Source organism: Deltaproteobacteria bacterium, assembly GCA_017302835.1.
Classification (GTDB): Bacteria; Bdellovibrionota; Bdellovibrionia; order Bdellovibrionales; family Bdellovibrionaceae; genus UBA2316.
Genome location: JAFLCC010000001.1, coordinates 357,078 through 381,675 on the forward strand (window position 1 = coordinate 357,078; position 24,598 = coordinate 381,675).

Genomic DNA, 24,598 nt, shown 5'->3' on the forward strand with positions numbered 1-24,598 from the left:
CCTATTTATTTAGTTGTAATGAAATCAGCAGACCTTTTAAAACCAGATCTGGAATGATATAATCATAAATTTTTTCTTTTTCAAACAAATGAGAAAATCCACCTGTCCCTATTACAAGGGTTTCTTCGTTATTAAAACATTCCTGTTTTAACTTGAAAATAATTTCTTTCATTTGGCCAAGATGACCAAAATAAAGTCCCGATTGAATGCTTTCAACAGTTGATTTTCCCAGCACTTCGGATAAAGAAATGATTTCAACGGAGGGAAGTTTGGCCGTTTTACTTTCAAGGGCCTCCATAGAGATTCTTAAGCCAGGAACAATAGATCCACCCAGATATTCTTTGTCTTTGGTCACAGCGCAAAAGGTAGTTGCCGTACCTAAATCCACGATAATCAGGTTTTTATGGGGATAAAGAAATGTAGAGGCAATAGAGTTCGAAATCCTATCCGCACCAACTTCTAAGGGATTTCGATATTTAATTTTTAATCCAGTTTTAACGCCCGCCTGTAACACAAATGGATTTATGTTGAAATATTTCTTACAGGCGCCTTTTAAAGAATATAATACATCAGGAACAACTGTACAAATAGTTATATCTGAAATGGTTTCAGGTAAATAGCCATTTTCACGAATGGCCGTTCGAAGAAATATTCCAATCTCATCAGAGGAAGAACTGCCCTTTGAGTTTTTTCTAAAAGAAATAACCATTTTATCATTGTCAAATAAGCCACCAAAAATTTGTGAATTGCCAACATCAAGGGCTAAAATCATAATGGTTCTCCAAATAAAATATTATTTACGACTAAGGTATTCAAGTTGGCGATCCCTGCACAAGGAATAGAATCACCTGTTTTTTTGTCCCACAAAGAAAAGGCATGCTTTGTTTTATCTGTTGAAATCTCATGTAAATCATTATGAATGACATAATCAACGTTCTTATCTGAAAGCAACTTTTTGACTGCGGCGTCTTTAACATTTTTTAATTTTGAATCGGTTAATTTAAATCCAATTATTTTAACCTTCTTATTGGAGCTGTATGTTTTTAATTTAGAGATAATTTTAAAATTTGGTTCCAGAACAAGACTAATTTCTTCATTAGACTCTATTTTGTTTGAACCCTTTATTGTAGGAAAAGGTAATGGTTTTGATTTCGATTTGTTTCTAGACATGGATCTAATTTCTTTCACAGAGAAGTCGCTGACTGCGGCTGCGTGAAAAACAAAGTCATACTTTGAATTTTTAAGCTCAAATTTCAACGAAGAATTTAAATCGCGGAAGCTAGAAAATTTTTTTAAACTGATTTCGGAACAGATTTTTTCTTGAACCCTTTCACTTAAAAGCAAGGTTACCTGAAAACCCAGTTCCGTAAAAAACTCGGCCATTTTAATGGAAGTCGATCCCGTGCTTGCATTTGTAATAAAGCGAACAGAGTCGATTTTTTCCTGTGTTCCTCCACCCGTGATTAAAATTCTATTTTTGAAAATGCTCTTAGTGCCTAGAAATTTCTTTGGTCTGCTTGACCCTTTAAGGGTTTTTTTAATTTCGGTAAGAATTAATTCGGGCTCCAGAAGTTTTCCATAGCCAACCTCACCACAGGCCAAAATTCCTGATCCTGTAGAAGAGATAGTGATTCCCATAGCAGCTAAGTTTTGCATGGATTTTTGAGTCACCGGATGATGGTACATTGATGAATTCATTGCAGGAAATAAAATAAAAGGTTTTTTGAAATCATGGGCCAAAAATAAGGTACTTGCTAAATCGTCTGCAATTCCAGCAGAGATTTTATTAATAAAGTTGGCGGTTGCAGGTGCTACAACGACAATATCGGCATCACGGATTAATTTTATGTGACCCATGATTTGCCCCTCTTCGAACACGGAAGTATGAACACGAATACCCGTAAGGCCCTCTAAAGTTGCCGTTCCAATAAATTGAGAAGCTGATGGAGTCATTACGCATTGAACTTGGTGACCCTCTTGAGCCAACTTAGAAACGACATTCACGGCTTTATAACAGGCTATAGATCCCGTAAAGATAAACAATATATGATTTGAAGTTTTTAAATCAGATTTCAACATTGTCGATCAACCTCACGGCCCCAACTTGAACGGCAGCATATCTTCGATGATTAAAATCAACGATATAGTCAACTATAAGACCTTCTTTTTGAATTTTATCGGCAGCTTCTTCTGCTGTTTTTGAATTATTAATACTTTGAAATATCACAGAGCTTTTTTCAAGTTCAATAGAGGATAATCGTTTGTTTCTTGAGCTCATTGCCAGCCCTGAGGCCTCACGAATTGTTGGACAAGAGACAATAGTTATCGGCAGAAAGAAATATTTTACCATGTCTTTAATTAAGGATAGTTGTTGGTAATCTTTTTCGCCAAAATAAGCTCGATCAGCCCTGGTGATATTAAATAATTTGAGAACAACAGTCAGAACGCCGTTAAAGTGATGAGGCCTGTTCGCTCCACACAAGGAATAACTAAAATCATTTTCAATGACTTTCAGCCTATAATTGTCCGCATACATTTCCTTAGTCTCAGGAAGAAACAAAACATCAATTTTTTCTTCAGTAGCAATCGTAATATCTTGTTCTAGGGTTTTAGGATAGTTTTCAAAATCTTGTAATTGATTAAATTGAGTAGGGTTAACAAAAATGCTTAAAACCGTTAGGTCATTTTCATTTTTAGATCTACGCAATAGCGAGACGTGGCCTTGGTGCAAGGCTCCCATCGTAGGAACAAAACCAATAGATTTCTCGCTTGGAATCGTTTTTCGCCAAAATTGAAAATCTTTTACTGATCTAAATACTTTCATAAACTTCCATATACTTCCATAAAATAAAATTCCTTATTAGAAATAACCAAATAACTCGAACTCGCCCGTGAACTTGCGTTAATATTTTTCGCTATCATTTGGAAAACTAAGGTCCTTCACTGAGTTATTAAAATTATTGAAAGACTCTAAAATAAGACTCTTCCCATTCAGAAATCGTCTTAAAAATTTAGGTTTAAAGTCATCACTAAAGCCCAATAAATCTTGAAGGACCAAAACCTGTCCATCTGTGTCTTGGCCCGCACCAATTCCAATGGTGGGGATATGAAGGGACCCTGTAATTTCCTTAGCCAGCACGCTAGGGACACATTCAAGAACTAGGGAAAAGCAACCGACATCTTCGAGCATTTTAGATTGTTCAAAAATAAGTCGATGGGACGCAGCTTCTCTTCCTTGTACTTTAAACCCGCCCATAGTGTGTACAGATTGAGGAGTTAGGCCAAGATGTCCCATGACGGGGACTCCGGATTCAACAAGATGCTTAATTAATTCCAAATTTCCCAAAGCGCCCTCTAATTTTAAAGCTTCGGCACCGGCCTTCATCAAAAGCTCTACATTATTCATATTTTCACTTAAAGATTTTCGATAGGATAAAAAGGGCAAGTCCCCAATAACAAATTTATTGGGAGCTCCGACGGAGACTGCCTTCGTATGCCATTCCATCATTTCAATAGAGGCATTGATGGTTGTTGGGTGACCGTGCATGACCATGGAAGCGGAATCGCCTACCAAAATGCAATCTATATTAGAGTCATTTACAATTTTAGCGAAGGAGTAGTCATAACAAGTGATCATAGAAATTTTTTCGTTGGCCTTTTTTTTATCAATAAAAGTAAAAGCATTTAGTTTGTTTTTCATAATTGGATTCCCTTTAGTTTCACAAAGGCTCTATAGAGCTCTTGCGTTGGAAGTTCTTTGTTTAGTGAAGTTATATTTTTAGAAATTGTAAGAAGATCTTTTCGTTGTAAAGGTCCAGTTAAAGAATGGTCTTTAAGATTTTTAAAATTATTCAAATTGATCTGTAAATAGTGGTCTAAAGCAGAACCGGGAATGTTCCAGTTTTTAAATTTGGTATTAACCAGGGACCATAAAATTATGGGAAAGTTTCCAGCAATTACACAGTAGGCATGATAAAGGCTTTTTTCTTCTTCGGATAGGACAGAAAAAGAATTTGGCAAAAAAGGCATTAGATCAGAGAGCTTTAGCGTGTCTCCATCAGGTTTAAATTGAGAGGATGTGGTATGGGTAATTACAAAATGAATTTTATGATAATCCTCCAAAGGGTACAAAGTCTCTGAAAAACTCATTAAAGGATGGCAACCAAAAACTTGCGGGTGGCTAAGAGCACCTGAAAAATGAATCCAAATTTTATTTGGCTCGTAAAACTTCTCTACAAAAGGAATAATTGCTGAATCGGATATGGCTAGAAAAATTCTATCTGCATTTTTAATTTGAGTTTTAAATTCAGATTCACTTTGATGATGTCTGCTGATATTTTCAAATGGCACATCGAGTAAGGATAGATAATGTGAAAAATGCCGCGCCATTTTTCCATTACCAATAATTAAGTTCTTTAAAAGGCTTGCTGATGGCAAGCGGTTACTGCTTATTTCATTCATTTTCAATGGGTACCTGTTCCTTTGATAGTTGAAATCAAGTCCTTGAGCGGAAACATAGCACAAGGAGATTGATAAAGAAAAGAAAAATCATTAGATTACTCCTAACGCGAATTATCCCCAGAACTCGCATTCCTAAGTTAATTGAGGTATTGATGAAAATTTCTAGTTGGATCTATTATTCGATAGCTGGAATAGTTGTTATTTTAGGTGTTTCCGTCGCTATATTTTTTGGCGCAAAACCCAGGTCCTTGCCAAAGATTTCCTTTAGTCATTTTGAATCTCCTGAAGAATTTGGTGGTAATATTTATAAAAGATTAAGACTAGAAATAAATAGTCATCACGTTTTATTTCTAGGGGTTCAGCCTCAAGAAATGGATCACCTGTTAATTTGGAAAGGGTTTCTGGATAGTCTAGAAAATTCAAATAAATTTGAGTTGGTCATAGCCGACAAATCATTAGGTGAGATAAAAGAATTTCAAATTAACGAAACTATTTCTTTGCAAGAAAACCCTGAGGAAATTGCAGAGTATTTAAAAAAAGTAATTTCAGGTTCTAAAAAAATCATCATTCTGGCGCCTACTTCTTATCTAAGTTATATGATTCAAAACAATTTTCAGTCGTTTCTGAGGGACGCGATATATGGAAGCTCAGAAAAAATCTTTGACGTAAGTTGGCTGACGTTTTCATTAAGTAAATTCGCCAATCAAAGGGAAGACGAAAAATCAATACCCTTTCCTTGCAATACAAGCCCACACGATTTAGATGGCTCAAGCGAGTTAGGATGTCTGATATTAACGAAATCAAAGGTAAACTACAGAAAAAAAAGAATTTCTAATAAATATCCTGGAATGTTAGAACAAATTGGAAGTAAAGAATATTTAGCTCTATTTGCCCCAAAAAACAAATAGTTACAGATTTTTCCCCTCAAATTCACCTTGATAGCTAAATTTAGTTCGAAAGTACCCAACGCCTTCAACGTAAGCTTTTGGTTTGTAAGCCTTAAGTACCTGGTCCCAGTTTAATTCCTGCCATCCAAAAACTTCATAGACAGAGTTTTTGACATTTCGAGCTTGTACATATTGGAACACTTCAGAGTCTAAATTTAAGTAATCTCTTTTCTTAATTAAAGAGGGCAGGTGAAACTGAGCAAATTGAACATCTAAATTTTGTGTTGCAAAACCAGAAGCTCCTTGGGCAACGAGTTGATCCACTTTCTTTAGCTGTGTGTATCCACAGTCATAAGTTAAAAGCACTTTATCGGAGATTCTCTCATAGTTTAAGATATCTCGTATTCTTGCTTTTGAACAATACTCAAGTAGAATTTGGTTTGCTTTAAGTGAAGTGAATACATCCAGTTTGATTTTTTTATCAAGAGGAAGAATAATAATTTCTTTAAAATTACTTATTGCAATTTTTAAATTAGGAAATTTCTTAATAACCAAATTAATATTTTTATTTTCATAAACCGTATTTAAATTTAAATTCTGCTTGAAATAAATGAGATCAAATTTTGAGTTATCGACAAAATAGTTGTAGTTATATTTATTGAATGCCTTTAAAAAGCCGAATAAAAATTTCTTGCCAAGAAAAGTGTTCGGCAAATCAGAATTTAGAGACCAAAACTGACTCAATAATTTTAAGTTGGCTGTAAATGAAGGCTCTTTGGCTCTTGCTTGATCCACAGGGTAAACAAATTTAATGAGATGGAATTTAAAATTTTCGTTTAAATCATATCTTTGCGTTATGTTCATAGTTCCTAAGGACTCAACCCAGGAGTCAAAAACCTTTGTGTAAAGTCGATCATAAATAAAATCAGAATTGGTATCGAAAAAATGAAGGGAACTATTTATGCAAAGATCTAAAGTATTTGTGAGTTGCCAATGAGTGATGCAATTATAGTGGCTAGATTTTTGAATTTGCTTCCAAGCAATCTGAGGTTGGAAATTTTGAACTAAAGGTACAACGGCTTTTTTTCCAAACAAAAGAAAATATTTAAAGTTAACCAATAGATTTTCTAATAATTTATTTTTTTTAATATTTGAGTTGTAATTTTGAATCCAGTTTTTAATTAAAAAAAGTTCAAAAGATTGAGAGTTTAAAAAAATATTTCTAGAAATAAAAAGATGATTATTAGTAAAGTATAAAATGTTGGTTGGATCAAGAATTTCTACAGTAAGTGCTAAATTGGTTTTTAGTTTTAAGAAGACTTCAATTTCTCTGAGTCTTTTATTAAATTCGACAACATCCTTATTGATTTTTGAATTCCAATCCAGTTTTTGATTCTGTGTGCAGTTGGAAATCTTAAAATCTTGATAAATCACTTTTTGAACAAATGTAGATTGAATGCAGATGTTAGATTGCTGGCTGTAAGAAAAGAATAAAATTATGATTACAGCACTCAGCAAGGTGGAGAAAAGCAATGCTTTTTGTAAATTCATACAAGAGCTATGGCACAATTTTTCAATAGCCTGTATCAAAAAGTGTCAACCATGAATTTTTTTTACTGAGGGAAAAACGCCAATTCTATTGTCGTTTTTTTTGATGAGCTCAACAAGTAATTGAATAGATTTCTCATAATGTTTGGATTCCATCGGCAAATAGAGCCATTTTTTTAGAACGGGATGATTTTCCGTTCCTTTCAGCGATTTTTTGAGACTCTGGTGATGACTATGATCTGTGGGAATAAGAACTCCATTCCAAATTTTATATCCGTATCGGACGCTTCGCCAGGATTCTTCGTCTCCTTCGCACAACCCACTCACCATTTTGTAATTAAAATAAATAGCAACACTTCCGAACATTTTTTTACAAGCAAAGGTTTCTCTTTCGACAAGGGTTTCAAAAAAATGAGCTTGGGATGATTTTGAAAGTATTTTTTCATAGTTTGGCATAGAATAAAATTACCTTTGACCTATCTACTTTGCTGCAGCCGTGCCAATGTCTCTAGGATCAGCAACGGCAGTTAGTTCAGTATGATCCTTATTTAAGGTTACCGCCATTACTCGACAGGGTATTTCACCCAATTCAATTTTATATCCCATAGCTTTAAGTTTTTCTAAGTGAAGAGCCCCGGGTCCTGGACGCTCAAGAAACAAAGTGTCGGGTTGCCACTGGTGATGAACGCGGATATTTTTAATGGAATTTTCTAAGGATTGTTTGAAAAATAAATGATTAAAAATAGTCAGGGCCGTACAACTGATAATTCGCGTTCCCCCTGGAGCGCCAACGGACATAATGGGTTTGCCAGTTTCATCAAAGACAAGCGTGGGAGACATGCTTGAAAGTGGCGTCTTGAGTGGCTCAATAGAGTTGGCATCAGAGCCAAGGGCTCCAAACAAATTGGCGGTTCCAGGTTTTGCCGAAAAGTCATCCATTTCATTGTTTAAAACAATGCCCGTTCCCGTGGCTACGGCTCCTGAGCCCATCCATCCATTAATGGTTTGTGTAGAGCTTATGGCGTTCCCCTCCTTATCAAGAAAAGACATATGTGTTGTTTCTGTGGATTCATAGACATCGTCTAACACTCCAGATTTGATATCTGCTGCTGAACGTGCTTTATCAGGCATAATTTCCTTTTTTCGTTTTTCCAAGTAGGAATCAGAAATTAACTGTGTCATGGGAACCTTAACAAAATCAGGATCACCTAGATATTGAGCGCGATCGGCAAAGGCCATTTGAAAAGCGGCCGCTTGATAATGGATGACTTTGGCAGAATTTATTTCCAACGGAGACCAAGACTCTTTTTCCAACATTTTTAGAAATTGTAAAACATGAATTCCACCAGAGCTTGGAGGAGGCATCGAGACAAGCGTGTAATTCATAAATTTAGAGGTCAGAGGAGTTCGCGATTTTGTTTGGTAATTTAACAAGTCCTTCTCGGTGAGGATACCTTTCTCGCTTTTTATAAAATCGACAATTTTTTTGGCGGTTTCTCCTTGATAAAATTCAAGGACTCCATTTTTAGCAATAGCGCGCAAAGTTTGAGCCAGATCTTTTTGGACAAGAAGATCACCTTCACTATAAGAGTTCCCATTCTTTTTTAGAAAGATTTTCTTTGAATCTGGAAATTTAGCAAGAACATCTTTTCTAGCAGCCAAAGCCTTGGCAAGGCTTGGATAGACAGAAAAACCCTCATCGGCCATTTTAATTGCGGGCTCGATCAATTTCTCCCACTTCATTGTTCCAAAACGATGATGGATTTCCCACAATCCTTTAATCAAACCAGGAACAGCGACAGATAAAGAACCATCTTTTGAAAGAGTGGTAAGATATTCTCCATTTTTATCAAGGAACATCCTCTTAGTTGCATTTAGAGGCGCTCTCTCGCGGAAATCAATAACAATAGTTTCCTTCGACTTTGCCTGATGAAATACAAAAAAGCCGCCTCCACCGATGCCCGTAGAGTGGGGACGTTCTACAGAGATAGCAAATGAAGCGGCCACAAAGGCATCAATCAAGTTTCCGCCTTGGTCTAAAATTTCGGCTGCCGCCTTAGTCGTCAAAATTCCCTGCGTTGCCAAAGCATAGGCTTTTCCAGTCTTCAAAAAATCTCTACTTTGTGGACTGATAAATTCAGATGCAATAACAGAGTTTTTTGAACCGAGCTTCTTTTCTGAGCTTGAACATCCAAGAAAAAAAGATGGAATCAAGAAAGCTAAGGGTAAAAACGCAAAAGAAATGAGAAGAAGTTTTATTTTTTTCATAAAATCCATTCTATAAAATATAAATATGAAGACAACTATATCTGTCTAAATTTGGGACAACAGGTTGAATAAAAATAGAACACCTCAACAAAACTCACTAAAATCAAACTTGTCTACTTTTAATACATAATGCTGACAGTATTAGGAACTTTGTTATTTAAGGCAGCTGTAACCAATTAATTTTGCAAACTAAAAACTGGTTTCATATTTGCTTTACTCTTTATTAAGAGGAGTCCCATGAAAACACATCTGAGCAAAACCAATAGCCTTTTCATTGCTATATTCATGGCCCAGATTTTTATGAGCCACACCACGGCCCTAGCTGAAGGTAAAGGTTTTAAGCATACCTTTGAACACCAACAGGCATCTGGAGAGTACGCACAACCAACTCCCGATTATCAAGATAATCCTCAGATTCAAAATAATAAAAATTTATCTATAAACGTCTCTGTAATCCCAGGAAAAGAGGCAGATTCAGATGGAAAAGGAGGATCCTCTCCAGCTGTTGGTAGCGTAACAGTAGAGGGAACCCCTTCGACGGATCCAGCTTTAACACCGTCTTCGATAAGACGTCAGATGTTTTTGGAAGATAAAGAAGCCTATCGAAAAATGATGCAAGATTATAAACACAGTATGAAAACAGCGGGAGCCAAGCAGGAATGGCAAAAAACCATTTGGGGATCTCAGCTCAAAAGATTTCCCGTAGAGACTTTATTATTTTTCGTGGCCATAGGGGTTGTAAATCATGCTCAGCTCATGTTCGATTACGCCAACAACCCGCTTATCATGGAACAGCATTTAAAATCCTTAACTGATCCTATTGGGAATCTTTCTTTTTTGGCCTTTATGGTGGCCAATGGGTACGCCCATCATTTCTTTGATAATCCAAAACTGACAACTCGGTTTGTAAAAGAAGATGCCGCCAATATTTTTAGAAGAACTATATTTATGGAAAAATTACGTAGAGGAGCTACGGAGGCAGAATTAATACAAGAAGCACAAAAATATACCGATGGAAAATATGTAAGTGCAACTAAAAAAATCTATGGCCATTTGCTTCCATATCTTGCAATGACCGCTGGATCTATGGCTTCTCATTTAACTGGGGATATTTTTCACCAGCTGCAAGCTTGTGTAAAAAGTTTTACACCTAAGAAAAGTGCAGATGGTAAAGAGAAAATAAACGACCCCCTCACTTTAAGCGAGGATCCTTGTGATGTTGCTTGGCGAGAGTGGACTCAAGAGAAAAAATTCAATACCTATGCTCCAGCTTTGGCATCGATGATGGTTTCCCAAGCCTTATCTACCTTAGTTTCAATTGGATTTAAAAAATCAGGTTCTGGAATTTTTCCAGGCATGGGAGAGGCGCTTGCTGGAAAACAAGCTTTTAATTTTAAATTGCTTGGTTGGACGGTTTTAAAAGAAATGAATCCATTAAGTTTAAGATTTAAGGCTGTACAAATTATAGGGCATATTTCAAATCTGACACTTTTCACCGCTTTAGACCAACTCGTGCATCATTTCGTTTCAGACATCGTACTGAATTTAACTTATGGTAATTACAATCCTTGGTTTAACTCTGATGCCTTCCCAAAAAAGGCAGAGAATCTCTACAATATTTTAGAAAAAGAAAGCAAAGAAAAATATCAAACTTTGAACAGTGCGTGTGTGAAAGACATTCAAGATTACACCTGTCAATCCGAAGATATTATGGGGTTCTTACATAACTTCACAGAGACAATGACCAAATGGAAAGAATTCAATAAAACCAAACCAATGACCGCCCATCAAAATTGGCTCGAAATGGTCAATAATTTCCAAGCCACCGAAAGATCAGCATTCCATTTCTATCGAGAATTTTTGCATGATTTACAAACAACAGAATACTACCGCAAAAATCCCATAGTAAGTAATGCTAAGCCAAATGAAACTCAGGCTGAAAAAGAAGCTAGAATTGTTAAAGAAATTGAAAGTGGCAGTGACAGTACTGAGGTGATTAGGGATGTCCCGGAAATGCTTAATTATATCCGTTATCCCTTATTTGGAATTGAACCTACAAAAGGAATTGCAGATTTTGATTATAGCAAATGGAAGGATTATTACTTAAGCAATCCGAAAAAAATTCAAGCTTATCAATTATTGAAGGTAAAAACAGTTGCAGATGAATTTGTCAAATATATGGATCAAAATGGATACGCGTCTCTTAATTTGAAATATGATGAGGGAAAAATAAGACAAGTTTTAAGTGGATTGGCCTCCGATGATCTAGTTAGGATTGGAAATGCTATTAATTTAATGAGGCATTACGCTGAAGTAAAAAATGCTGGCGCCTCTGATAAAACTCAAGAAATTTTTAGAGATTTTTTAGAAAAATTGGGTAGGCCTGCACCGCTTATGTATCAAGGACAAGGGTTTAGTTTTGCTTTTGAATTAAACTCAGATTTTTTGGAAGGCTTAAAGAATATGGTTCTGCCTCATGCTTTAAGAAATATAAGATTGTCGACGCAGTATAGCTTTTCTAAAAAAACTGATTATTTTTATTATAATATGCTTTGTGGTCCACAAGTAAGTTCTCCGGAAATGATATCAGGTAAGTATATAAAGGCTATTTTCGGAATTAATACAGGCATTCCTTCAGGCCTTCAGGCTTTATTTATTCCACCTGCATTAGTGTCAGAATCTGTAGATGCGGATATTTGTTCCAAAGCCTTTTTATTTAAAAACTCAAATCAAATTTATAGTGATACAATTATTGATGAAAAAACAGGGAATAAATTCAAAGGGGTTTTTCAATTCATATTTAAAAATTTTAATACAGAAATAAAATCAATCATTGATGCTAGTCCAAAGTTTAATATAGCCATGGGAGCTGAGGAATTTCCTGAGTTTACAAAGTGGTGGGAAAGTAAAATTGAAAGTAAAGTGATTGATAAGCTCAATGAATTTAAGGAAGATTATCATGGAATCACTGTTGATCTTTTTGAGACATTATTTAAAGAAAACTCCCGATTGGGAAAAGATATTGTTAATAATTCTATCGTTTTTGCAAATATGCAAGAAGCCAGAACTTATTCAATGATTATTGCTCATGTATTAAAAACATTAGTGCCAGGAGATAAATTAAAAGAATTTATAGATACTACAAATACCCCTATTAAAAATTACAAAATAACTGAGAAATCTGATATTCTATTGTTTCAACGGGCCGCTTATTTACAAGATTTTGACGCCATTAAAAATGGAACGACGCCTGTTATTTTTAAGTTTCAAACTCGATTAGAAGAATTGCTAACCCTATACCATAACACTCTAAGTGGTTACAAAATAAAAGAAGTAATGGGCTCTAAAGGCAAAAACATCAAAGTCGTTGATTCAATTCAAGATGAAGTTAAAACGAATGAACTTTCAAAAAAATCTGATGAGCTTTTTAAAAGCATTGATGAAGATCTTGATAAAGTTATGACTCTGATTGCTGTGCCAAAGGAGAATAATAAGTCACACTCGGTAATTGCGTATGCAAAAGCTCAGTTAGCAAAAATATCAAAAGAGCTTCAGTATACCAATGAAATGATTAATCTTATGTCATTAAAGATAACAGAGCGAATACAAAAAGTTGTATCTAAAGAAGTTCAAGAGTCTCGAGAAGAGAGGGCTAAGCGTTTAGAGGAACAAGTTAAAAAAGATTGTAAGTCGAATCATTCAACTATTGGTTCAAAAGGAGGTTGTTAGATTATAATTGTCACCATGTCATTTTTTTAAACACCTAAAATGCCTAAAAAAGAAAAAGTCATAAGAGAAGATGGCATAAAAAATGTAACAACAGAAATGTAATAATAGAATTTAGAAAGTAAAAAACAAATTTAAAAAAAAGGAGAAAATATGATAAAAACATTAATTACGATTCTTGCCGGGATACTAATGGTAAGTGGAGCTTTCGCTGCTCCAAAAATAAGTGAAGTAAAAGAAAATCGAGAGAAAGCTTTAGAGCAATCTAAAGCAGCAACGACAGCGGAACAAAACAAAGAAGCAGAGCAGAAGTTGTACGAGTCTATAGTAGGTAAGGAAAATGCAACACCTGAAAAACTCGAGAAAATGAGATCGGTTTTGCCTGACGGTCAAATGAAGGCAGCTCTAGAGTCCTATGTGGAAGCTGGTAAGTCAAAAGACAGTGCGGCAATTAACGTTTCTGCGCAGGTAAGATATGTAATGAAAAAATATCTTTCTAGAGAAGTTACTGATATTAGCCTTTTAAAAGCATTTTTTGGAGCGGCACAAGTTGCTCTTGATCCTGCGAATAAAGGTGGCTCTGAGATTGTAACAAAAGTTGCCTCACAAATTAGAGATTTTTCGATTTATAAGAAAAATGGAATGAGTGATGAAGATGCGTCGCTGTTAGCGTTTATATCAAAAGTGTCTCCAATAGAAAATGCTACCCAAACTTTTGGATCTATTGATGCTGTTAAGAAGGCCGTTGGTGAGGACGCTTTGAATAAAAAAAGAGCAGAGCATGATGAATGGAAAAAAGATTGTGCGAAGGGAAAAGGGTAAAATTTTACAAAAATTTTGCTATAAGTAAAAGAAAAGGAACCAACTGATTTCAGTTGGTTCCTTTTCTTTATGGTGTATAGACTCATTAAAGCCAAAATGGTGTGCAACATGTTTGCATAATAATCAAAATAAATAAATTCTCAATTTTCAATTCTCAATTTTCACAGACTTAATCTTGATTTCTTCTGCTGGTTTGTCGGCCATGCCGGTTTTTGCTTTTGAGATAGCTTCTACGATTTCGTAGCCTTCAACAACTTCCCCCAAGATAGAGTGGCCCCCATTCAACCATGGAGTTGGTGCCACGGTGATAAAGTATTGAGAGCCGTTGGTATTGGGTCTGCCGATGTTGGCGCTGGACAATAGGCCTTTACGGTCGTGTTTCAAATCGGGATGGTATTCATCATTGACGTTGTAACCAGGACCGCCGGTACCGTTACCTAGGGGGCAACCAAATTGGACCATAAAATTGGGGATAACTCTGTGGAATATGGTGCCATCATAAAATGGGCGAGTGACTTTTTCTCTGGTTTTGGGGTCGACCCATTCTTTTGTACCTGAAGCTAGGCCTACAAAGTGGGCAACCATATTTGGCGCTTTATCTTGAAATAATTTAATTTTGAAATTTCCTGCAGTTGTTTCGAAAGCAGCTATCATTGGACCTCCGTAGGACTTCTTTATTTTGTTTTATGATTAGGAATATTATGATGATGAAAGTGGTTTTTAAACTCACCTTTGTTTTTTGTGGAGTGAAAACTAAAAGCCACCAAGAAAAAAGCTAAAAAATAAATATAAAGAATACTTCTTAATGAAGTTGATTTTTTTGGTTTCATATTGTGAATACATATATAGAGTATTTAGTCAGGTCAAGACTCGCCATGGCTTTTTCCATTTGAGACCGACAAAATTATCGAATTTTGGGATTTGGATCAGGTTATTCCAATCGACTCGTTCTTTCCTTTAAAAGAGCTTTATATTTTTCCTTCATATCTTCCGACAAAAAAGACCTATCAATCATTTCTATCCATGTGGGTAAAAAACTTAAAAGTCTTTTTGTTTCTTTTTCTACTTTTGCTTGTGGCAAAAATAGAGTTTGCTGTGCGAAATAAACAAGAAAATCTGCTTTAGTAAAGTTCTTCTTTTTGTCTGAAATACTTAGGGCCATTTCTTCATCCGAATGTGGATTAGCGATTTTTGAATTAGCAAAATCATACACGGGTGTGAGTTGCACTTTTTTAGCTTTTGTATATAAAGATATATTTTTTAAATGAAAATCTTCATTTCCTAAAAGAAAAGCTAGAATCACTCTTTGAAAAAGTTTAAAATTTTCTATAGTTGGAAAAGTGCAATGTTCCTCTATGGTCTCAACCACCTTTTCAAAACTGACATCATATTTAGTATCTCTGGAAGCGCCTATTAACTGCGAAAAATCTTCCATGGGAATTTTTTCTTTATTTGCACGATCAAATCTTTTGATTACATGGGATAAACTTTCATCCGAGCATTTTACTAATCCATGCCAGGGAATTTGAATTCCTGATATGGCCACCAAATGCATTGTTAAATCTTCATTTTCTGGGATCTGTGGATAATCACGTACTTGTGGTTTAAGTATATAGGTTCCATTACTTTCTACTTCTTTGAAAGCTTGTTCTTTTTCAGATAAAATAACACTGAATTTTGGTTGAACTCCTTGAATAGAAATTTTTTTAATCATTTTACGTGCTATTTCTATTTGCTCTGGCTGGCTATACGGAAATATTTCCAAATGAGTTAGTTTTTTAGAAAGCTTTTTTAACCCCTCAAGAGAATAATTTTTTTCATTTACACTTAAAATAATCCTGACGGTTGATTTTATGATCCTTTAAAAGAGCTTCAAGCTGAAACCCCTCTGGCAAAAGCCCTTCAAAAAATGCTGGAAATGAAGTGAATTGATAATTTCGATGAGATAGTGGTAATGTCAGCGACACTGGAGCTCCCTTATAAGATTCGTCATAATTAAATTCATAACGATTCCTATCGTGCTCAATCAGCTGACCTGCCTTTATACCATTAATAAAAATATGAGCAGTCCTCATTCTGGAGTCTCAAGCTGAATTTTGATGTTGAGCACTCCAAGAACTTTAAGAAAATTATCAAGGTGGACGCTTATGTGGCCATTTTCTAAATTAAAAACAAGAGTCTTTCCAACTCCTGCCAACTCAGCCAATTCAATTTGGCTAATCCCTGCCTTTTTACGAGTGCTTTTTATGATCTCAGGCAAGGATTTACAATCTAGTTTTACTGTCATTACAGTAAAGTATATCATTTTTTACTGCTATTTCAGCAAAAAATGACTTACTTTAAACATTTTTACCGCTATTCCAGTAATTGTACAAAATTCTACTGTAATAGCAGTAAATTATCTAATAAGACACCGATTTTTACCGCAATTGCAGTAAAAGGTATAACCAAACTAGACCTGAATTATAAATTGAAACACAAAAGGAAAACACAACTGCAAGTCTAATCTAAATTCACTGACCATTTGGGTTTGAAGTAGTTGTGATTATCCTGGGTGACCCTTCGTTCTTCGGTGCCCTCAATATTGGAGAAGTAAATTTGATTTTTACCTGTGCGATTGCTGGTGTACACAATGAACCTTCCATCTGGAGAAAAACTGGGGTCCTCATTGTCTGCGGGTTTGCCATTTTTTTTCTTAGCAGACGTAATTCTTTCGATTTTAGTGCCATCGGCATTCATAATAAAAACGTCGAAATTACCCTCTGTTTGCCCTGCGAAAGTGATTTTTTTTCCATCTGGTGACCAGCCTGGAGCCGAATTAAAAACCCCGTCAGAGGTGATTCTTTTCACATTGCTTCCGTCAATATTCATTGTGTAGATCATGGGCTTGCCATGGCGGTCAGAGGAAAAGGCCACTTTTTTTCCGTCGGGACTGACCGCGGGTTCAACATTCATGGCGCTGTTAGGACCATTGGTGATCTTGCCGTCCAAGGTGCCATCATAAGTAATTTTAAAAATATCTGGAGAAAACCCTTGAGAGATCGTTAGATAGATGGATTTCCCATCGGGGCTAAAACTGGCACCAGAGTTAATTCCTTTTCGACTAGAAACAGAAGTTCGGGTGCTATTTGTTAAGTCAAAAAGAAAAAGATCTGCATTTCTGAGTTTGGTACTTCGTCTTTGAACATAGGCTGTGTAAGCCACTTTTTTTCCATCTGGGGACCAGTTTGGCGAGATGGTGATGGAGTTGTGATTTGACAATTTTTCTAGATTTTCCCCGTCCCAGTCCATGAGGTAAACTTCTTTAAACTGTCCACCAGCTCTATCGCTGGTAAAGACCAGTCTAGAGTTAAATGGGCCGGCGGTATCGGTCAAATTTTTTAATACATCATTGGAAAAAGTATGGGCTATTTTTCTAACTGTTGAAAGAGGCCCCTTGTATTTTTTCCCGAAAATGAGTCCTGATTTAGGAACATGATAAAGATAAATTTCGAGTTCAATTTGGTCTGCCGTGACAACATAAGATCCACGGATTAAAAAGTCGGCACCTAGGGAACTCCAACTTGGAAATTTAAATCCATTTGGTTCTGTGGGGAATGGTTTTATGGCTGTTTTTTGAGTGTCTTCAACAAAGGCTGATTGAGAAATAAACTTGAAATATCCAGAGACATCTAAATCATTATTGATGACATTAAAAAGTTCTGCGCCAATGGAAATATTTTTGCTACCTACAGCAGGTGATCCAACATACTGCAAAGGAGGCATTGCCATAAGGCTTTTTTTTGTCTTAGCATCGCCGATCTTGATATAAATTTGATCAGCGAGTGTTCTGAACGAAAAAAGAGTTACTGAAATGAAAAATGTAACAAGAGTCCTTATTAGAAATTTGCAACCTTTACCCATGAATACTCTCCCACCTTGAAATAAATGCATTAAAAACGATCATTCTGGAAATCCAATTAAAATTCCTTTGACCCCAACAAGAGCCACAAATTTTTCTGGAGGCTTAGGGAAAGGAGAAGACTTATGAATCGTCTCGAGAACAAAATCATCATAAGTGGTATTTCCGCTGGTTTTAAAAATCTGATTGTAAATGACAACACCATTTTCATCAATCTTTATTAAAGCTTGTGCCGTTAGATCTTTATTAGAAAGCCATTGAGGTAAGGTCCAATTTTCTTTGATCTTTTTATCAAGCAAGGCGACATAATTTTCATGCTGAAGTTTGTTTAAGCCAGTGAGCTCGGTTCCTGGATTTAAGACACTTCCTTTGTACTGAAATTTTTTTTGAGTTTGATTTGAACCTATTTGTTTTGTCTGTTCCGCTTCTAAATCAGATTTAATTTTATCTAGCGCGGATAACTTTTTTATTTTATTTATCGCCTCAACTTGTTTTTTTTGAATAACCTTAGTGTCTAATTTTCGTTTTTCCTTAGTTAACTTGATGGCCTCTAAGTCCGGCAAAGATTTTTTTTCGGGAAGCCTATCTGTAATTTTTTCCGCTTGCTTTTCTATTTGGTTTTCTGGGATTGTATCAGGGGTTTTTTCAGGCAATTTATCAGGTAATTTATTTGATGTCTCTTTAGGTGTAGGGATTAGTTTTTCTGGTAGCCCTACAATGTCAACGCGAATGGCTGATTCATAGTCAATTTTTTCACCTTCAAAAAAGACATTTTGTAATATAAATATAGAAAATATAAAAAAATGAAAAGCCAAAGAATACCATAAACCATTTTCGTTGGTGGAGATTTTGTATTTTGAGACATCTTTTGAACCTTGTTTAAACTGATTTTCCAAATATAAACCCTATTTTTCTTTTGGCAAGGTGACTAACCCCAGGCTCGTGATTCCAGCTGCTTTTGTTTCTGCCATGACCTCTGCAACAATCCCATAGTCAACTTTCCTATCTGCTTGAATATAAACTTGTTTATTTTTTCTTGTTTTGAAAATGGCCCTTAATTTTTCGTTTAATTGAGTTAAGAAAATAGGATTTTTTGCAATAGTTATCTTCCTATTGGCTTCGATGACAATAAGTAAAGGTTCTTCATTAAGTTCTAAGCCCGTTGCGGAGGTTTTCGGTAGCTCCACTTGGATTCCTTGCTGCATCAGTGGCGTTGTTACCATAAACATGATTAATAAGACCAACATCACATCCACAAGTGGTGTTACATTGATTTCACTGAGAACAGCTTTCGATTTTCCTGAACCAGAACTCATACCCATGATAAGACTCGATCCTATTGATTTAAAAAATTTCGTTTTACAAGGTTTAGAAAATCAGCAGAGAAATTATTCAGTTCTATTTCTTCTTTTCTGATTTTTGAAATAAAATGATTATAAAGAACAACAGCTGGGATGGCTGCGGCCAATCCAACAGCCGTAGCAATCAAGGCTTCAGAAATACCTGGAGCCACTACGGCTAAGCTCGCATTTCCAGTGGCGCCAATTTTGTGAAAGGAGGTCATGATCCCCCAAACGGTGCCAAACAAACCTATAAAGGGTCCCGTGCTTCCTGTTGTGGCTAAAAGAGTCAGTTTAGATTCCATTTTGGCTAACTCATTTTCCATGGCCTTTCTGATGACACGTTCTAAATTATCCATACTTGTTAGCTGAGGTTTGGCCGCTTTGAACACTCGAGCCAAAGGACTTTCATGGAAGGCATCTATTTCACTGTAAAGCTGATCTAAGGAGCTACTTTTCCAAAATTGAACCAAAAAAAGCTCGTTGACAGTGTGAATTCGTCTTAACAATAACCATTTATTAAATGAAATTCCCCAGCAGAGGATACTTAGAAAAACTAAAACGACAAGTGTTAACTGAACAATGGGCGAGGCTTGAAATAGAATATCTAAGGTGCTGGAATTAACGCTAATTTTATCCAAAAGGAGTCCCCCCTGCTTTATAGTTATGCTTAATTATATTCAGGGAATAAAGGGAGTCTATCAAAAAAAGACAATTCAAGATTCTGGACAAAAAAAAAGGTCCGAAGACAACTTTGAAATAAACCTCATTATTTAAGTGGGTGGCCATGGTAACAACTTTAGGCTTCCCAGTACGAGCTGGGCTTGCACACCATTGTCAGGGACAGCCCCCGATTACTTTGCTTGTAAGGTTTATTTTCGATAAGCTTTACGCCGTCGAACCCAAAATCAGTATACCTCAATAAAAAATAATTTTCAATAAGGCAGGACTATATATTAAGAATAATTAACCGAAAGGAGATGTATGAATTTGATTCTAATAGACTATATATTTCCTTTTGTTGTATTTTTCTATGGACTCTTAGTCCTTATTATGCTGGAAGTTCCTGTTCAAAAAATTATGAAACCTTCCCTTCATCGACTTAACTCTCATAAACCCTTAGCATGGATTTGTTTTTTTGTCGGAGGTCTTTGGTCCTTGCAGAACCTACTGTTGTAGACTCAAATAATGGAAAAACAGACCCATTGACATAGAAACCGGGTGATATTAACGTGCTCAAATGACGGAAATACCTTCGGCCCCTTTGCTTCATTCGGTGACAACAAAAATAAGTTTAAAAGATGATATCGATACTCTTAAAAACGAAGTTGAAGTTTATACGGTTGAACAATTAAATCTGCAAATTAAACAATTGTTAGAGGGACAAATTTCCTCAATTTGGATCAAGGGTGAAGTATCCAATTTTAAAGCGCATACATCGGGTCATTTTTATTTTTCTTTGAAGGACAATAAATCACAAATCTCTGCAGTGATGTTTCGAGGTTTTAATTCTAAACTCAAATTTAAAGTCTGCGATGGTTTAGAGGTGATTGTTAAAGGAAGAATTAGCGTTTATGAGCCCAGGGGAAGTTATCAAATTTTGTGTGAGACGATGGAGCCTGTCGGAGCCGGGGCTTTGCAAAGAGCCTTCGAAGAATTAAAAATTAAACTCAAAGCAGAAGGTTTGTTTGAGTCGGCTCGAAAAAGAAAAATACCGCCCCTTCCACAAAAAATCGTTTTGGTCACTTCTCCAACGGGGGCGGCGGTGCAGGACATGCGGCAAATTATTTCACGGAGAGCACCCTACCTTGAAGTTATTTTGATTCCTACCCTAGTTCAGGGTGAGGGGGCCTCAGAACAAATTATTTTAGCTCTCAAAAAGGCTTGGCAGCTCAAAGAAGTGGATGTCATTATTTTGGGCCGAGGCGGGGGATCCATTGAAGACTTGTGGGCTTTTAATAATGAAAATTTAGCTAGGGCTATTGCCGCTTCTCCAGTTCCGGTGATTTCAGCAGTAGGACACGAAATAGACTTTACCATCGCAGACTTTGTAGCTGATTTAAGGGCGCCAACACCTTCTGCTGCGGCAGAGCTAGTGGCTAAGAGCGCAAAGGACTTGACGGATCGTTTGATTAACTTAAACCGTGTGATGAAGATGGTTCTTGAAAGGCAAGTGAAAAAATGGGATCAAAAACTTGAAAATTTAAAACTACGGCTGATAGATCCAAAACAAAAACTTCAAGATTTAATTCTTAAAAACGATGATTTTTTTAATCGGTTGCAAGCAACACTTGAGTTGAAGATCTTGTCCTTTAGGCATAAAAATGAACTTCTTTTTCAAAAATTAAAAAATCCTAAAAATAAAATTGATAGCGCCAAAGAAGAGCTTAATTTTATACAAAAGTCCTTAATTTATCAAATGCAGAACAAGATCGAAAGAATGCAAAAAGACGTTCAAAATAAAATGTTGTTAATGGATTCATTTAGTCCTTTAAAGGTTGTAGACAGAGGATTTGTTATTGTCACTAAGAGCCATAAAATAATTAAGGAAAGCACCCAGTTGGAAGAAAACGATCGAATTGAATTGCGCTTTTCTGATAATCAAGTAGAGCTTACAGTTAAAGATTTAAAATTCAGCAATATAACTTAATAAGATAGCAACATAATTTAACAAAATAATTAGTGGGTAAATTTTAAAAAATTAAAGTTAAAATAAGGACGAAAATGGAATTTGAAAAAAAACTAACCAGATTAGAAACTATAGTTCAAAAGATGGAAAAAGGCGATGCGACCCTGGAAGATTCTTTAAAGCTTTTTGAAGAAGGAGTTAAGCTTTCAAGAGAGTGTCATCAGAAACTCAGTGAGGCTGAATTGAAAATAAAAAAACTTATTAGCTTCGACGACAAAGGCGAGCCAATTACAGAATTCTTTAATGAAGAGTAATATTCAAAATTAAGCTGGGTGGGTCTTTGTTTAGCGAAAAAACCAAAAATAAAATAATAGAATTTGATGAGTTTTCTAAGGGCGCGGTCGATTCCCTTTATCCAAATAAAATTGAAAACAAAAAACTCATTGAGTCTATTCAATATTCATTTTTGGGCGGTGGTAAAAGATTTAGACCCGCCATAACCTTTGTTGTCGCTGACTTATTAAAAGTAGAGACAAAGCAAATTTTGCCATGGTGTCTTTCTTTAGAAATGATACATACCTATTCTTTAATTCATGATGATTTGCCTTGCATGGATGATGATGATTTTCGTCGAGGAAAAGCAACAAATCATAAACTCTATGGTGAAAGCATTGCCCTTTTGGCAGGGGATGCTTTGTTGACAGAAGCTTTTGGAATTTTAGCCCAATTTTATGCCAATGAATCTGGAAATTTAGTTAAGCTTATTAACGAACTTGCTTTCATTTCTGGGCTCAGAGGGATGATCGGTGGTCAGTTTCTAGATATGGAATTAGAGGCAGCCACCATAGACAAAATAAAATTAATGCATCAAATGAAAACGGGGGCATTGATTTCAGGTTGCTTCAGTGGTCCTGGAATCATAAAGGGTTTAGCCCCAGATAAAATAAATAAATTGAAATTTTTAGGACAAGAAGTGGGTTTTCTCTTTCAAGTCAAAGATGATATTTTAGATTACCAAGATAAAAATCAAGATATTAAAAATATCGTTCCTTTTCTGGGGGGAATTGAAAAATCAAAAATATTCATTGAAAGTGAAACGGATAAACTCCTCCAAGAGGTAAGCCATCTTTTGGACACGTTGGGGACAGAACTCACGCCCACAAATGAACTTTCTTTTTTGCTAAAATGGAATCAAAATAGAAATTTATAAAAATGAGTAAATGTAGAGCGGATGTATTACTTTACGAAAAAGAACTAGCTAATTCTAGAACTCATGCCCAAGAACTGATTAAATCTAAAAAAGCTTACTATATGGAAGGTAATAAGAAAGTTTCTATTGATAAGCCAAGCCAAGAACTAGCGAAAGATTTGGAAATTATAATTGAAAATGATGAAACAATTAGTTTTGTTTCAAGAGCCGGTAACAAGCTCTATGAAGCCCTTAACGAACTTAAGGCCGGAGGCTTCATAGACTCAATGAGTTTTAGGGGGCATCATTTTCTAGATATTGGGGTGTCAACTGGTGGATTTTCTGACTGTGTTTTAAAGTTAGGTGCAAGCCAAGTTTTTGGTATCGACGTGGGTCATGGGCAAATTGCAAAAAATTTACTAGTGCGTCCTAATTTTAGGCTTTTCGAGGGCGTCAATGCTCGGTATTTATCTTCATATAAAGAAGTAACAAGTCAATTTCCACCAGAGGGGTTTGATTATATTTTGATGGATGTGTCTTTTATAAGTATAAAACTCATTCTTAATGAATTGTCCTCTTTTCTGAAAAAAAATGGAAGGCTACTTTCGTTAGTGAAACCACAATTTGAATTAGGAGCAGAGAATTTAAATAGATCTGGCATTGTTAAAAATATTGATTTGTATGCAAAGCTTGAAAAAGATATGATGGAGTTTGCAAGAACAGGTCAATGGGAAATCATAAGATATTTTGCCTCTAAAGTGCCTGGTAAAGATGGCAATAAAGAGTTTTTTATTTTTTTAAAAAGAGGAATTTAAAATGAGTTATTTTTATTTGTTGGCTTCCGCACTCATCATTTTGTTCCAACTGGGGTGTCAAAGTTTTCAAAGCAGAAATCCCCCATCTGCTTTGCCTGGAGGAAACAATTTACCTCAAGTCAGGAACGTTGAAACTCCAAGTCCAAAGCTGCTTCCAGACGATAATGCTCCTGGAAGTAATCCTGACGAGCCGGAACTCGCAGAGGGGATGCCCGTAAAACCTAGGCCATTGCCTGATATACCTAAAATTGGCATTATCCTGGGGCCTGGGGGAAGTCGTGTTTATGGTCAGATTGGAGTTCTTCAAGAATTGCAAAAAAATAAAATTCCAATTCAAAGTATTGCAGGAATGGAGATGGGTTCGCTGGTTGCGAGTCTTTACGCTTGGAGAAACTCAGTCAATGATGTTGAATGGCAAATGTTTAAAATTAAGGAAGATGATTTATTCAAAAAAAATCTGATAACTGGAAAAAAAACGACGGATATTAATTCACTGAATCCAATTATTAAAGCGGCCTTTAGTAATATTCGAGCCGAAGATTTTAAAAAACCATTCTCCTGTCCGGCTCTGAATTTACAAAATAATCAAATTTATATTATGAATAAAGGTTTTTTAGATCAACTACTTCCTTTTTGCTTGCCTTTTCCGCCGTTTTTCAAACCCTATCGAAAAAATATTGGTTCAACACGGGACTTAAAGATCGTGGCTGACTATTTGCGTTCTCAAGGGGCAAATTATATTATCTTTGTAAATGTTCTGGGAGGGAATTCTTTCAAAGCACCTATTTACGATGAAAACTCGACAGAAAACCTTCTTTGGGCAGAGCTTTCAAGCCAATTATCCAAACAAACGCGCTATGTGGATTATACTATTACTTTAAATCTTGAAAACAATAGTATAATAGACTTCAGTCAGCGACGCGAAATGATGCAAAAGGGTTCAGATCAATCATATAAGGTGATTCAATCCCTAGCCCAAAAATTAGGTTTATAGAATAAAAAAAGAGGAAAC

Annotated in this window: 25 protein-coding genes and 1 other RNA gene; 9 read left to right on the forward strand and 17 right to left on the reverse strand. The window is 35.7% G+C overall.

All coding sequences use genetic code 11. The features are described from left to right. Position 1 precedes the first annotated feature (1 nt). From J0M15_01725 to J0M15_01745, 5 genes are all read right to left on the reverse strand, one after another. Positions 2 to 772 (reverse strand): type III pantothenate kinase, encoded by a 771-nt coding sequence (locus tag J0M15_01725; protein MBN8535747.1) that lies wholly within the window; start codon positions 770 to 772, stop codon positions 2 to 4. Then, complete coding sequence (coaBC, locus tag J0M15_01730; GenBank protein MBN8535748.1) at positions 769 to 2,079, reverse strand: bifunctional phosphopantothenoylcysteine decarboxylase/phosphopantothenate--cysteine ligase CoaBC; 1,311 nt, start codon at positions 2,077 to 2,079, stop codon at positions 769 to 771. Before coaBC ends, J0M15_01725 begins: the two co-directional genes overlap by 4 nt. After that, the gene (gene panC, locus J0M15_01735) at positions 2,066 to 2,824 is read right to left on the reverse strand and encodes a pantoate--beta-alanine ligase (protein MBN8535749.1); all 759 of its coding nucleotides are present in this window, start codon (positions 2,822 to 2,824) and stop codon (positions 2,066 to 2,068) included. Before panC ends, coaBC begins: the two co-directional genes overlap by 14 nt. Positions 2,825 to 2,902: 78 nt before the next feature. Continuing rightward, positions 2,903 to 3,700 (reverse strand): 3-methyl-2-oxobutanoate hydroxymethyltransferase, encoded by a 798-nt coding sequence (gene panB, locus J0M15_01740; protein ID MBN8535750.1) that lies wholly within the window; start codon positions 3,698 to 3,700, stop codon positions 2,903 to 2,905. Continuing rightward, positions 3,697 to 4,461: a DUF2520 domain-containing protein gene (locus J0M15_01745; protein ID MBN8535751.1), complete on the reverse strand. Its 765-nt coding sequence runs from the start codon at positions 4,459 to 4,461 to the stop codon at positions 3,697 to 3,699. The genes panB and J0M15_01745 overlap by 4 nt, the downstream gene beginning before the upstream one ends. Before the next feature lie 152 nt (positions 4,462 to 4,613). Here J0M15_01745 and J0M15_01750 point away from each other — a divergent pair, with 152 nt between their 5' ends. Continuing rightward, positions 4,614 to 5,369: a hypothetical protein gene (locus J0M15_01750; protein MBN8535752.1), complete on the forward strand. Its 756-nt coding sequence runs from the start codon at positions 4,614 to 4,616 to the stop codon at positions 5,367 to 5,369. Here J0M15_01750 and J0M15_01755 read toward each other — a convergent pair whose 3' ends face one another. From J0M15_01755 to ggt, 3 genes are read right to left on the reverse strand one after another with little or no spacing between them, the layout of a single operon-like run. After that, entirely contained in the window at positions 5,370 to 6,899 is a 1,530-nt protein-coding gene (locus J0M15_01755) for a hypothetical protein (protein ID MBN8535753.1), read from the reverse strand. A gap of 45 nt (positions 6,900 to 6,944) precedes the next feature. Then, positions 6,945 to 7,352 carry a hypothetical protein gene (locus tag J0M15_01760; GenBank protein ID MBN8535754.1) on the reverse strand — a complete coding sequence of 136 codons (408 nt, stop codon included), beginning with the start codon at positions 7,350 to 7,352 and terminating at the stop codon, positions 6,945 to 6,947. Positions 7,353 to 7,376: 24 nt separating this feature from the next. Next, positions 7,377 to 9,164: a gamma-glutamyltransferase gene (gene ggt / locus J0M15_01765; protein ID MBN8535755.1), complete on the reverse strand. Its 1,788-nt coding sequence runs from the start codon at positions 9,162 to 9,164 to the stop codon at positions 7,377 to 7,379. Positions 9,165 to 9,401: 237 nt separating this feature from the next. Here ggt and J0M15_01770 point away from each other — a divergent pair, with 237 nt between their 5' ends. Both J0M15_01770 and J0M15_01775 read left to right on the forward strand, forming a co-directional pair. Further along, the gene (locus tag J0M15_01770) at positions 9,402 to 12,893 is read left to right on the forward strand and encodes a hypothetical protein (GenBank protein MBN8535756.1); all 3,492 of its coding nucleotides are present in this window, start codon (positions 9,402 to 9,404) and stop codon (positions 12,891 to 12,893) included. Between the two features lie 150 nt (positions 12,894 to 13,043). Continuing rightward, entirely contained in the window at positions 13,044 to 13,712 is a 669-nt protein-coding gene (locus J0M15_01775) for a hypothetical protein (protein MBN8535757.1), read from the forward strand. 147 nt (positions 13,713 to 13,859) lie between these two features. On the opposite strand, the gene J0M15_01780 is transcribed toward J0M15_01775, so the two are convergent. From J0M15_01780 to ssrS, 9 genes are all read right to left on the reverse strand, one after another. Beyond that, a complete protein-coding gene (locus J0M15_01780; GenBank protein ID MBN8535758.1) occupies positions 13,860 to 14,366 on the reverse strand; it encodes a peptidylprolyl isomerase in 507 nt (168 codons plus the stop codon). A 277-nt stretch (positions 14,367 to 14,643) separates the two neighbouring features. Next, on the reverse strand, positions 14,644 to 15,426 hold the full coding sequence (locus J0M15_01785) for a HipA domain-containing protein (protein ID MBN8535759.1): 783 nt from the start codon (positions 15,424 to 15,426) through the stop codon (positions 14,644 to 14,646). Positions 15,427 to 15,529: 103 nt separating this feature from the next. After that, positions 15,530 to 15,787, reverse strand: a complete 258-nt coding sequence (locus tag J0M15_01790; protein ID MBN8535760.1) for a HipA N-terminal domain-containing protein — start codon at positions 15,785 to 15,787, stop codon at positions 15,530 to 15,532. Next, the gene (locus tag J0M15_01795; GenBank protein ID MBN8535761.1) at positions 15,784 to 15,999 is read right to left on the reverse strand and encodes a helix-turn-helix transcriptional regulator; all 216 of its coding nucleotides are present in this window, start codon (positions 15,997 to 15,999) and stop codon (positions 15,784 to 15,786) included. The genes J0M15_01790 and J0M15_01795 overlap by 4 nt, the downstream gene beginning before the upstream one ends. A 215-nt stretch (positions 16,000 to 16,214) precedes the next feature. Continuing rightward, a complete protein-coding gene (locus J0M15_01800; protein MBN8535762.1) occupies positions 16,215 to 17,615 on the reverse strand; it encodes a PD40 domain-containing protein in 1,401 nt (466 codons plus the stop codon). Between the two features lie 39 nt (positions 17,616 to 17,654). Further along, positions 17,655 to 18,509, reverse strand: coding sequence for a cell envelope integrity protein TolA (locus J0M15_01805; GenBank protein ID MBN8535763.1), 855 nt, complete (start codon positions 18,507 to 18,509; stop codon positions 17,655 to 17,657). A 9-nt stretch (positions 18,510 to 18,518) separates the two neighbouring features. Further along, a complete protein-coding gene (locus tag J0M15_01810) occupies positions 18,519 to 18,935 on the reverse strand; it encodes an ExbD/TolR family protein (GenBank protein MBN8535764.1) in 417 nt (138 codons plus the stop codon). Between the two features lie 14 nt (positions 18,936 to 18,949). After that, positions 18,950 to 19,585 carry a MotA/TolQ/ExbB proton channel family protein gene (locus J0M15_01815; GenBank protein MBN8535765.1) on the reverse strand — a complete coding sequence of 212 codons (636 nt, stop codon included), beginning with the start codon at positions 19,583 to 19,585 and terminating at the stop codon, positions 18,950 to 18,952. Positions 19,586 to 19,696: 111 nt separating this feature from the next. After that, positions 19,697 to 19,846: non-coding RNA, 6S RNA (gene ssrS, locus J0M15_01820), on the reverse strand. A 91-nt stretch (positions 19,847 to 19,937) separates the two neighbouring features. On the opposite strand from ssrS, the gene J0M15_01825 reads away from it, so the two are divergent. The 6 genes from J0M15_01825 to J0M15_01850 all read left to right on the forward strand — a co-directional run bounded on the left by J0M15_01825 (position 19,938) and on the right by J0M15_01850 (position 24,580). Beyond that, the gene (locus J0M15_01825) at positions 19,938 to 20,132 is read left to right on the forward strand and encodes a hypothetical protein (protein MBN8535766.1); all 195 of its coding nucleotides are present in this window, start codon (positions 19,938 to 19,940) and stop codon (positions 20,130 to 20,132) included. A 61-nt stretch (positions 20,133 to 20,193) separates the two neighbouring features. After that, positions 20,194 to 21,603, forward strand: a complete 1,410-nt coding sequence (locus J0M15_01830; protein ID MBN8535767.1) for an exodeoxyribonuclease VII large subunit — start codon at positions 20,194 to 20,196, stop codon at positions 21,601 to 21,603. Between the two features lie 74 nt (positions 21,604 to 21,677). Beyond that, positions 21,678 to 21,896 (forward strand): exodeoxyribonuclease VII small subunit, encoded by a 219-nt coding sequence (locus tag J0M15_01835; GenBank protein MBN8535768.1) that lies wholly within the window; start codon positions 21,678 to 21,680, stop codon positions 21,894 to 21,896. A gap of 26 nt (positions 21,897 to 21,922) precedes the next feature. Beyond that, entirely contained in the window at positions 21,923 to 22,792 is an 870-nt protein-coding gene (locus J0M15_01840; protein ID MBN8535769.1) for a polyprenyl synthetase family protein, read from the forward strand. 2 nt (positions 22,793 to 22,794) lie between these two features. Beyond that, entirely contained in the window at positions 22,795 to 23,586 is a 792-nt protein-coding gene (locus J0M15_01845) for a TlyA family rRNA (cytidine-2'-O)-methyltransferase (GenBank protein MBN8535770.1), read from the forward strand. A 1-nt stretch (position 23,587) separates the two neighbouring features. Further along, on the forward strand, positions 23,588 to 24,580 hold the full coding sequence (locus J0M15_01850) for an alpha/beta hydrolase (protein MBN8535771.1): 993 nt from the start codon (positions 23,588 to 23,590) through the stop codon (positions 24,578 to 24,580). Positions 24,581 to 24,598: the final 18 nt, after the last annotated feature.

Excerpts from the sequence above, each read along its gene's own strand:
- J0M15_01725 (MBN8535747.1), bottom strand. The coding sequence starts at position 772 with ATGATTTTAGCCCTTGATGTTGGCAATTCACAAATTTTTGGTGGCTTA.
- coaBC (MBN8535748.1), bottom strand. The coding sequence starts at position 2,079 with ATGTTGAAATCTGATTTAAAAACTTCAAATCATATATTGTTTATCTTT.
- panC (MBN8535749.1), bottom strand. The coding sequence starts at position 2,824 with ATGAAAGTATTTAGATCAGTAAAAGATTTTCAATTTTGGCGAAAAACG.
- panB (MBN8535750.1), bottom strand. The coding sequence starts at position 3,700 with ATGAAAAACAAACTAAATGCTTTTACTTTTATTGATAAAAAAAAGGCC.
- J0M15_01745 (MBN8535751.1), bottom strand. The coding sequence starts at position 4,461 with ATGAATGAAATAAGCAGTAACCGCTTGCCATCAGCAAGCCTTTTAAAG.
- J0M15_01750 (MBN8535752.1), top strand. The coding sequence starts at position 4,614 with ATGAAAATTTCTAGTTGGATCTATTATTCGATAGCTGGAATAGTTGTT.
- J0M15_01755 (MBN8535753.1), bottom strand. The coding sequence starts at position 6,899 with ATGAATTTACAAAAAGCATTGCTTTTCTCCACCTTGCTGAGTGCTGTA.
- J0M15_01760 (MBN8535754.1), bottom strand. The coding sequence starts at position 7,352 with ATGCCAAACTATGAAAAAATACTTTCAAAATCATCCCAAGCTCATTTT.
- ggt (MBN8535755.1), bottom strand. The coding sequence starts at position 9,164 with ATGAAAAAAATAAAACTTCTTCTCATTTCTTTTGCGTTTTTACCCTTA.
- J0M15_01770 (MBN8535756.1), top strand. The coding sequence starts at position 9,402 with ATGAAAACACATCTGAGCAAAACCAATAGCCTTTTCATTGCTATATTC.
- J0M15_01775 (MBN8535757.1), top strand. The coding sequence starts at position 13,044 with ATGATAAAAACATTAATTACGATTCTTGCCGGGATACTAATGGTAAGT.
- J0M15_01780 (MBN8535758.1), bottom strand. The coding sequence starts at position 14,366 with ATGATAGCTGCTTTCGAAACAACTGCAGGAAATTTCAAAATTAAATTA.
- J0M15_01785 (MBN8535759.1), bottom strand. The coding sequence starts at position 15,426 with ATGATTAAAAAAATTTCTATTCAAGGAGTTCAACCAAAATTCAGTGTT.
- J0M15_01790 (MBN8535760.1), bottom strand. The coding sequence starts at position 15,787 with ATGAGGACTGCTCATATTTTTATTAATGGTATAAAGGCAGGTCAGCTG.
- J0M15_01795 (MBN8535761.1), bottom strand. The coding sequence starts at position 15,999 with ATGACAGTAAAACTAGATTGTAAATCCTTGCCTGAGATCATAAAAAGC.
- J0M15_01800 (MBN8535762.1), bottom strand. The coding sequence starts at position 17,615 with ATGGGTAAAGGTTGCAAATTTCTAATAAGGACTCTTGTTACATTTTTC.
- J0M15_01810 (MBN8535764.1), bottom strand. The coding sequence starts at position 18,935 with ATGGGTATGAGTTCTGGTTCAGGAAAATCGAAAGCTGTTCTCAGTGAA.
- J0M15_01825 (MBN8535766.1), top strand. The coding sequence starts at position 19,938 with ATGAATTTGATTCTAATAGACTATATATTTCCTTTTGTTGTATTTTTC.
- J0M15_01830 (MBN8535767.1), top strand. The coding sequence starts at position 20,194 with ATGACGGAAATACCTTCGGCCCCTTTGCTTCATTCGGTGACAACAAAA.
- J0M15_01835 (MBN8535768.1), top strand. The coding sequence starts at position 21,678 with ATGGAATTTGAAAAAAAACTAACCAGATTAGAAACTATAGTTCAAAAG.
- J0M15_01845 (MBN8535770.1), top strand. The coding sequence starts at position 22,795 with ATGAGTAAATGTAGAGCGGATGTATTACTTTACGAAAAAGAACTAGCT.
- J0M15_01850 (MBN8535771.1), top strand. The coding sequence starts at position 23,588 with ATGAGTTATTTTTATTTGTTGGCTTCCGCACTCATCATTTTGTTCCAA.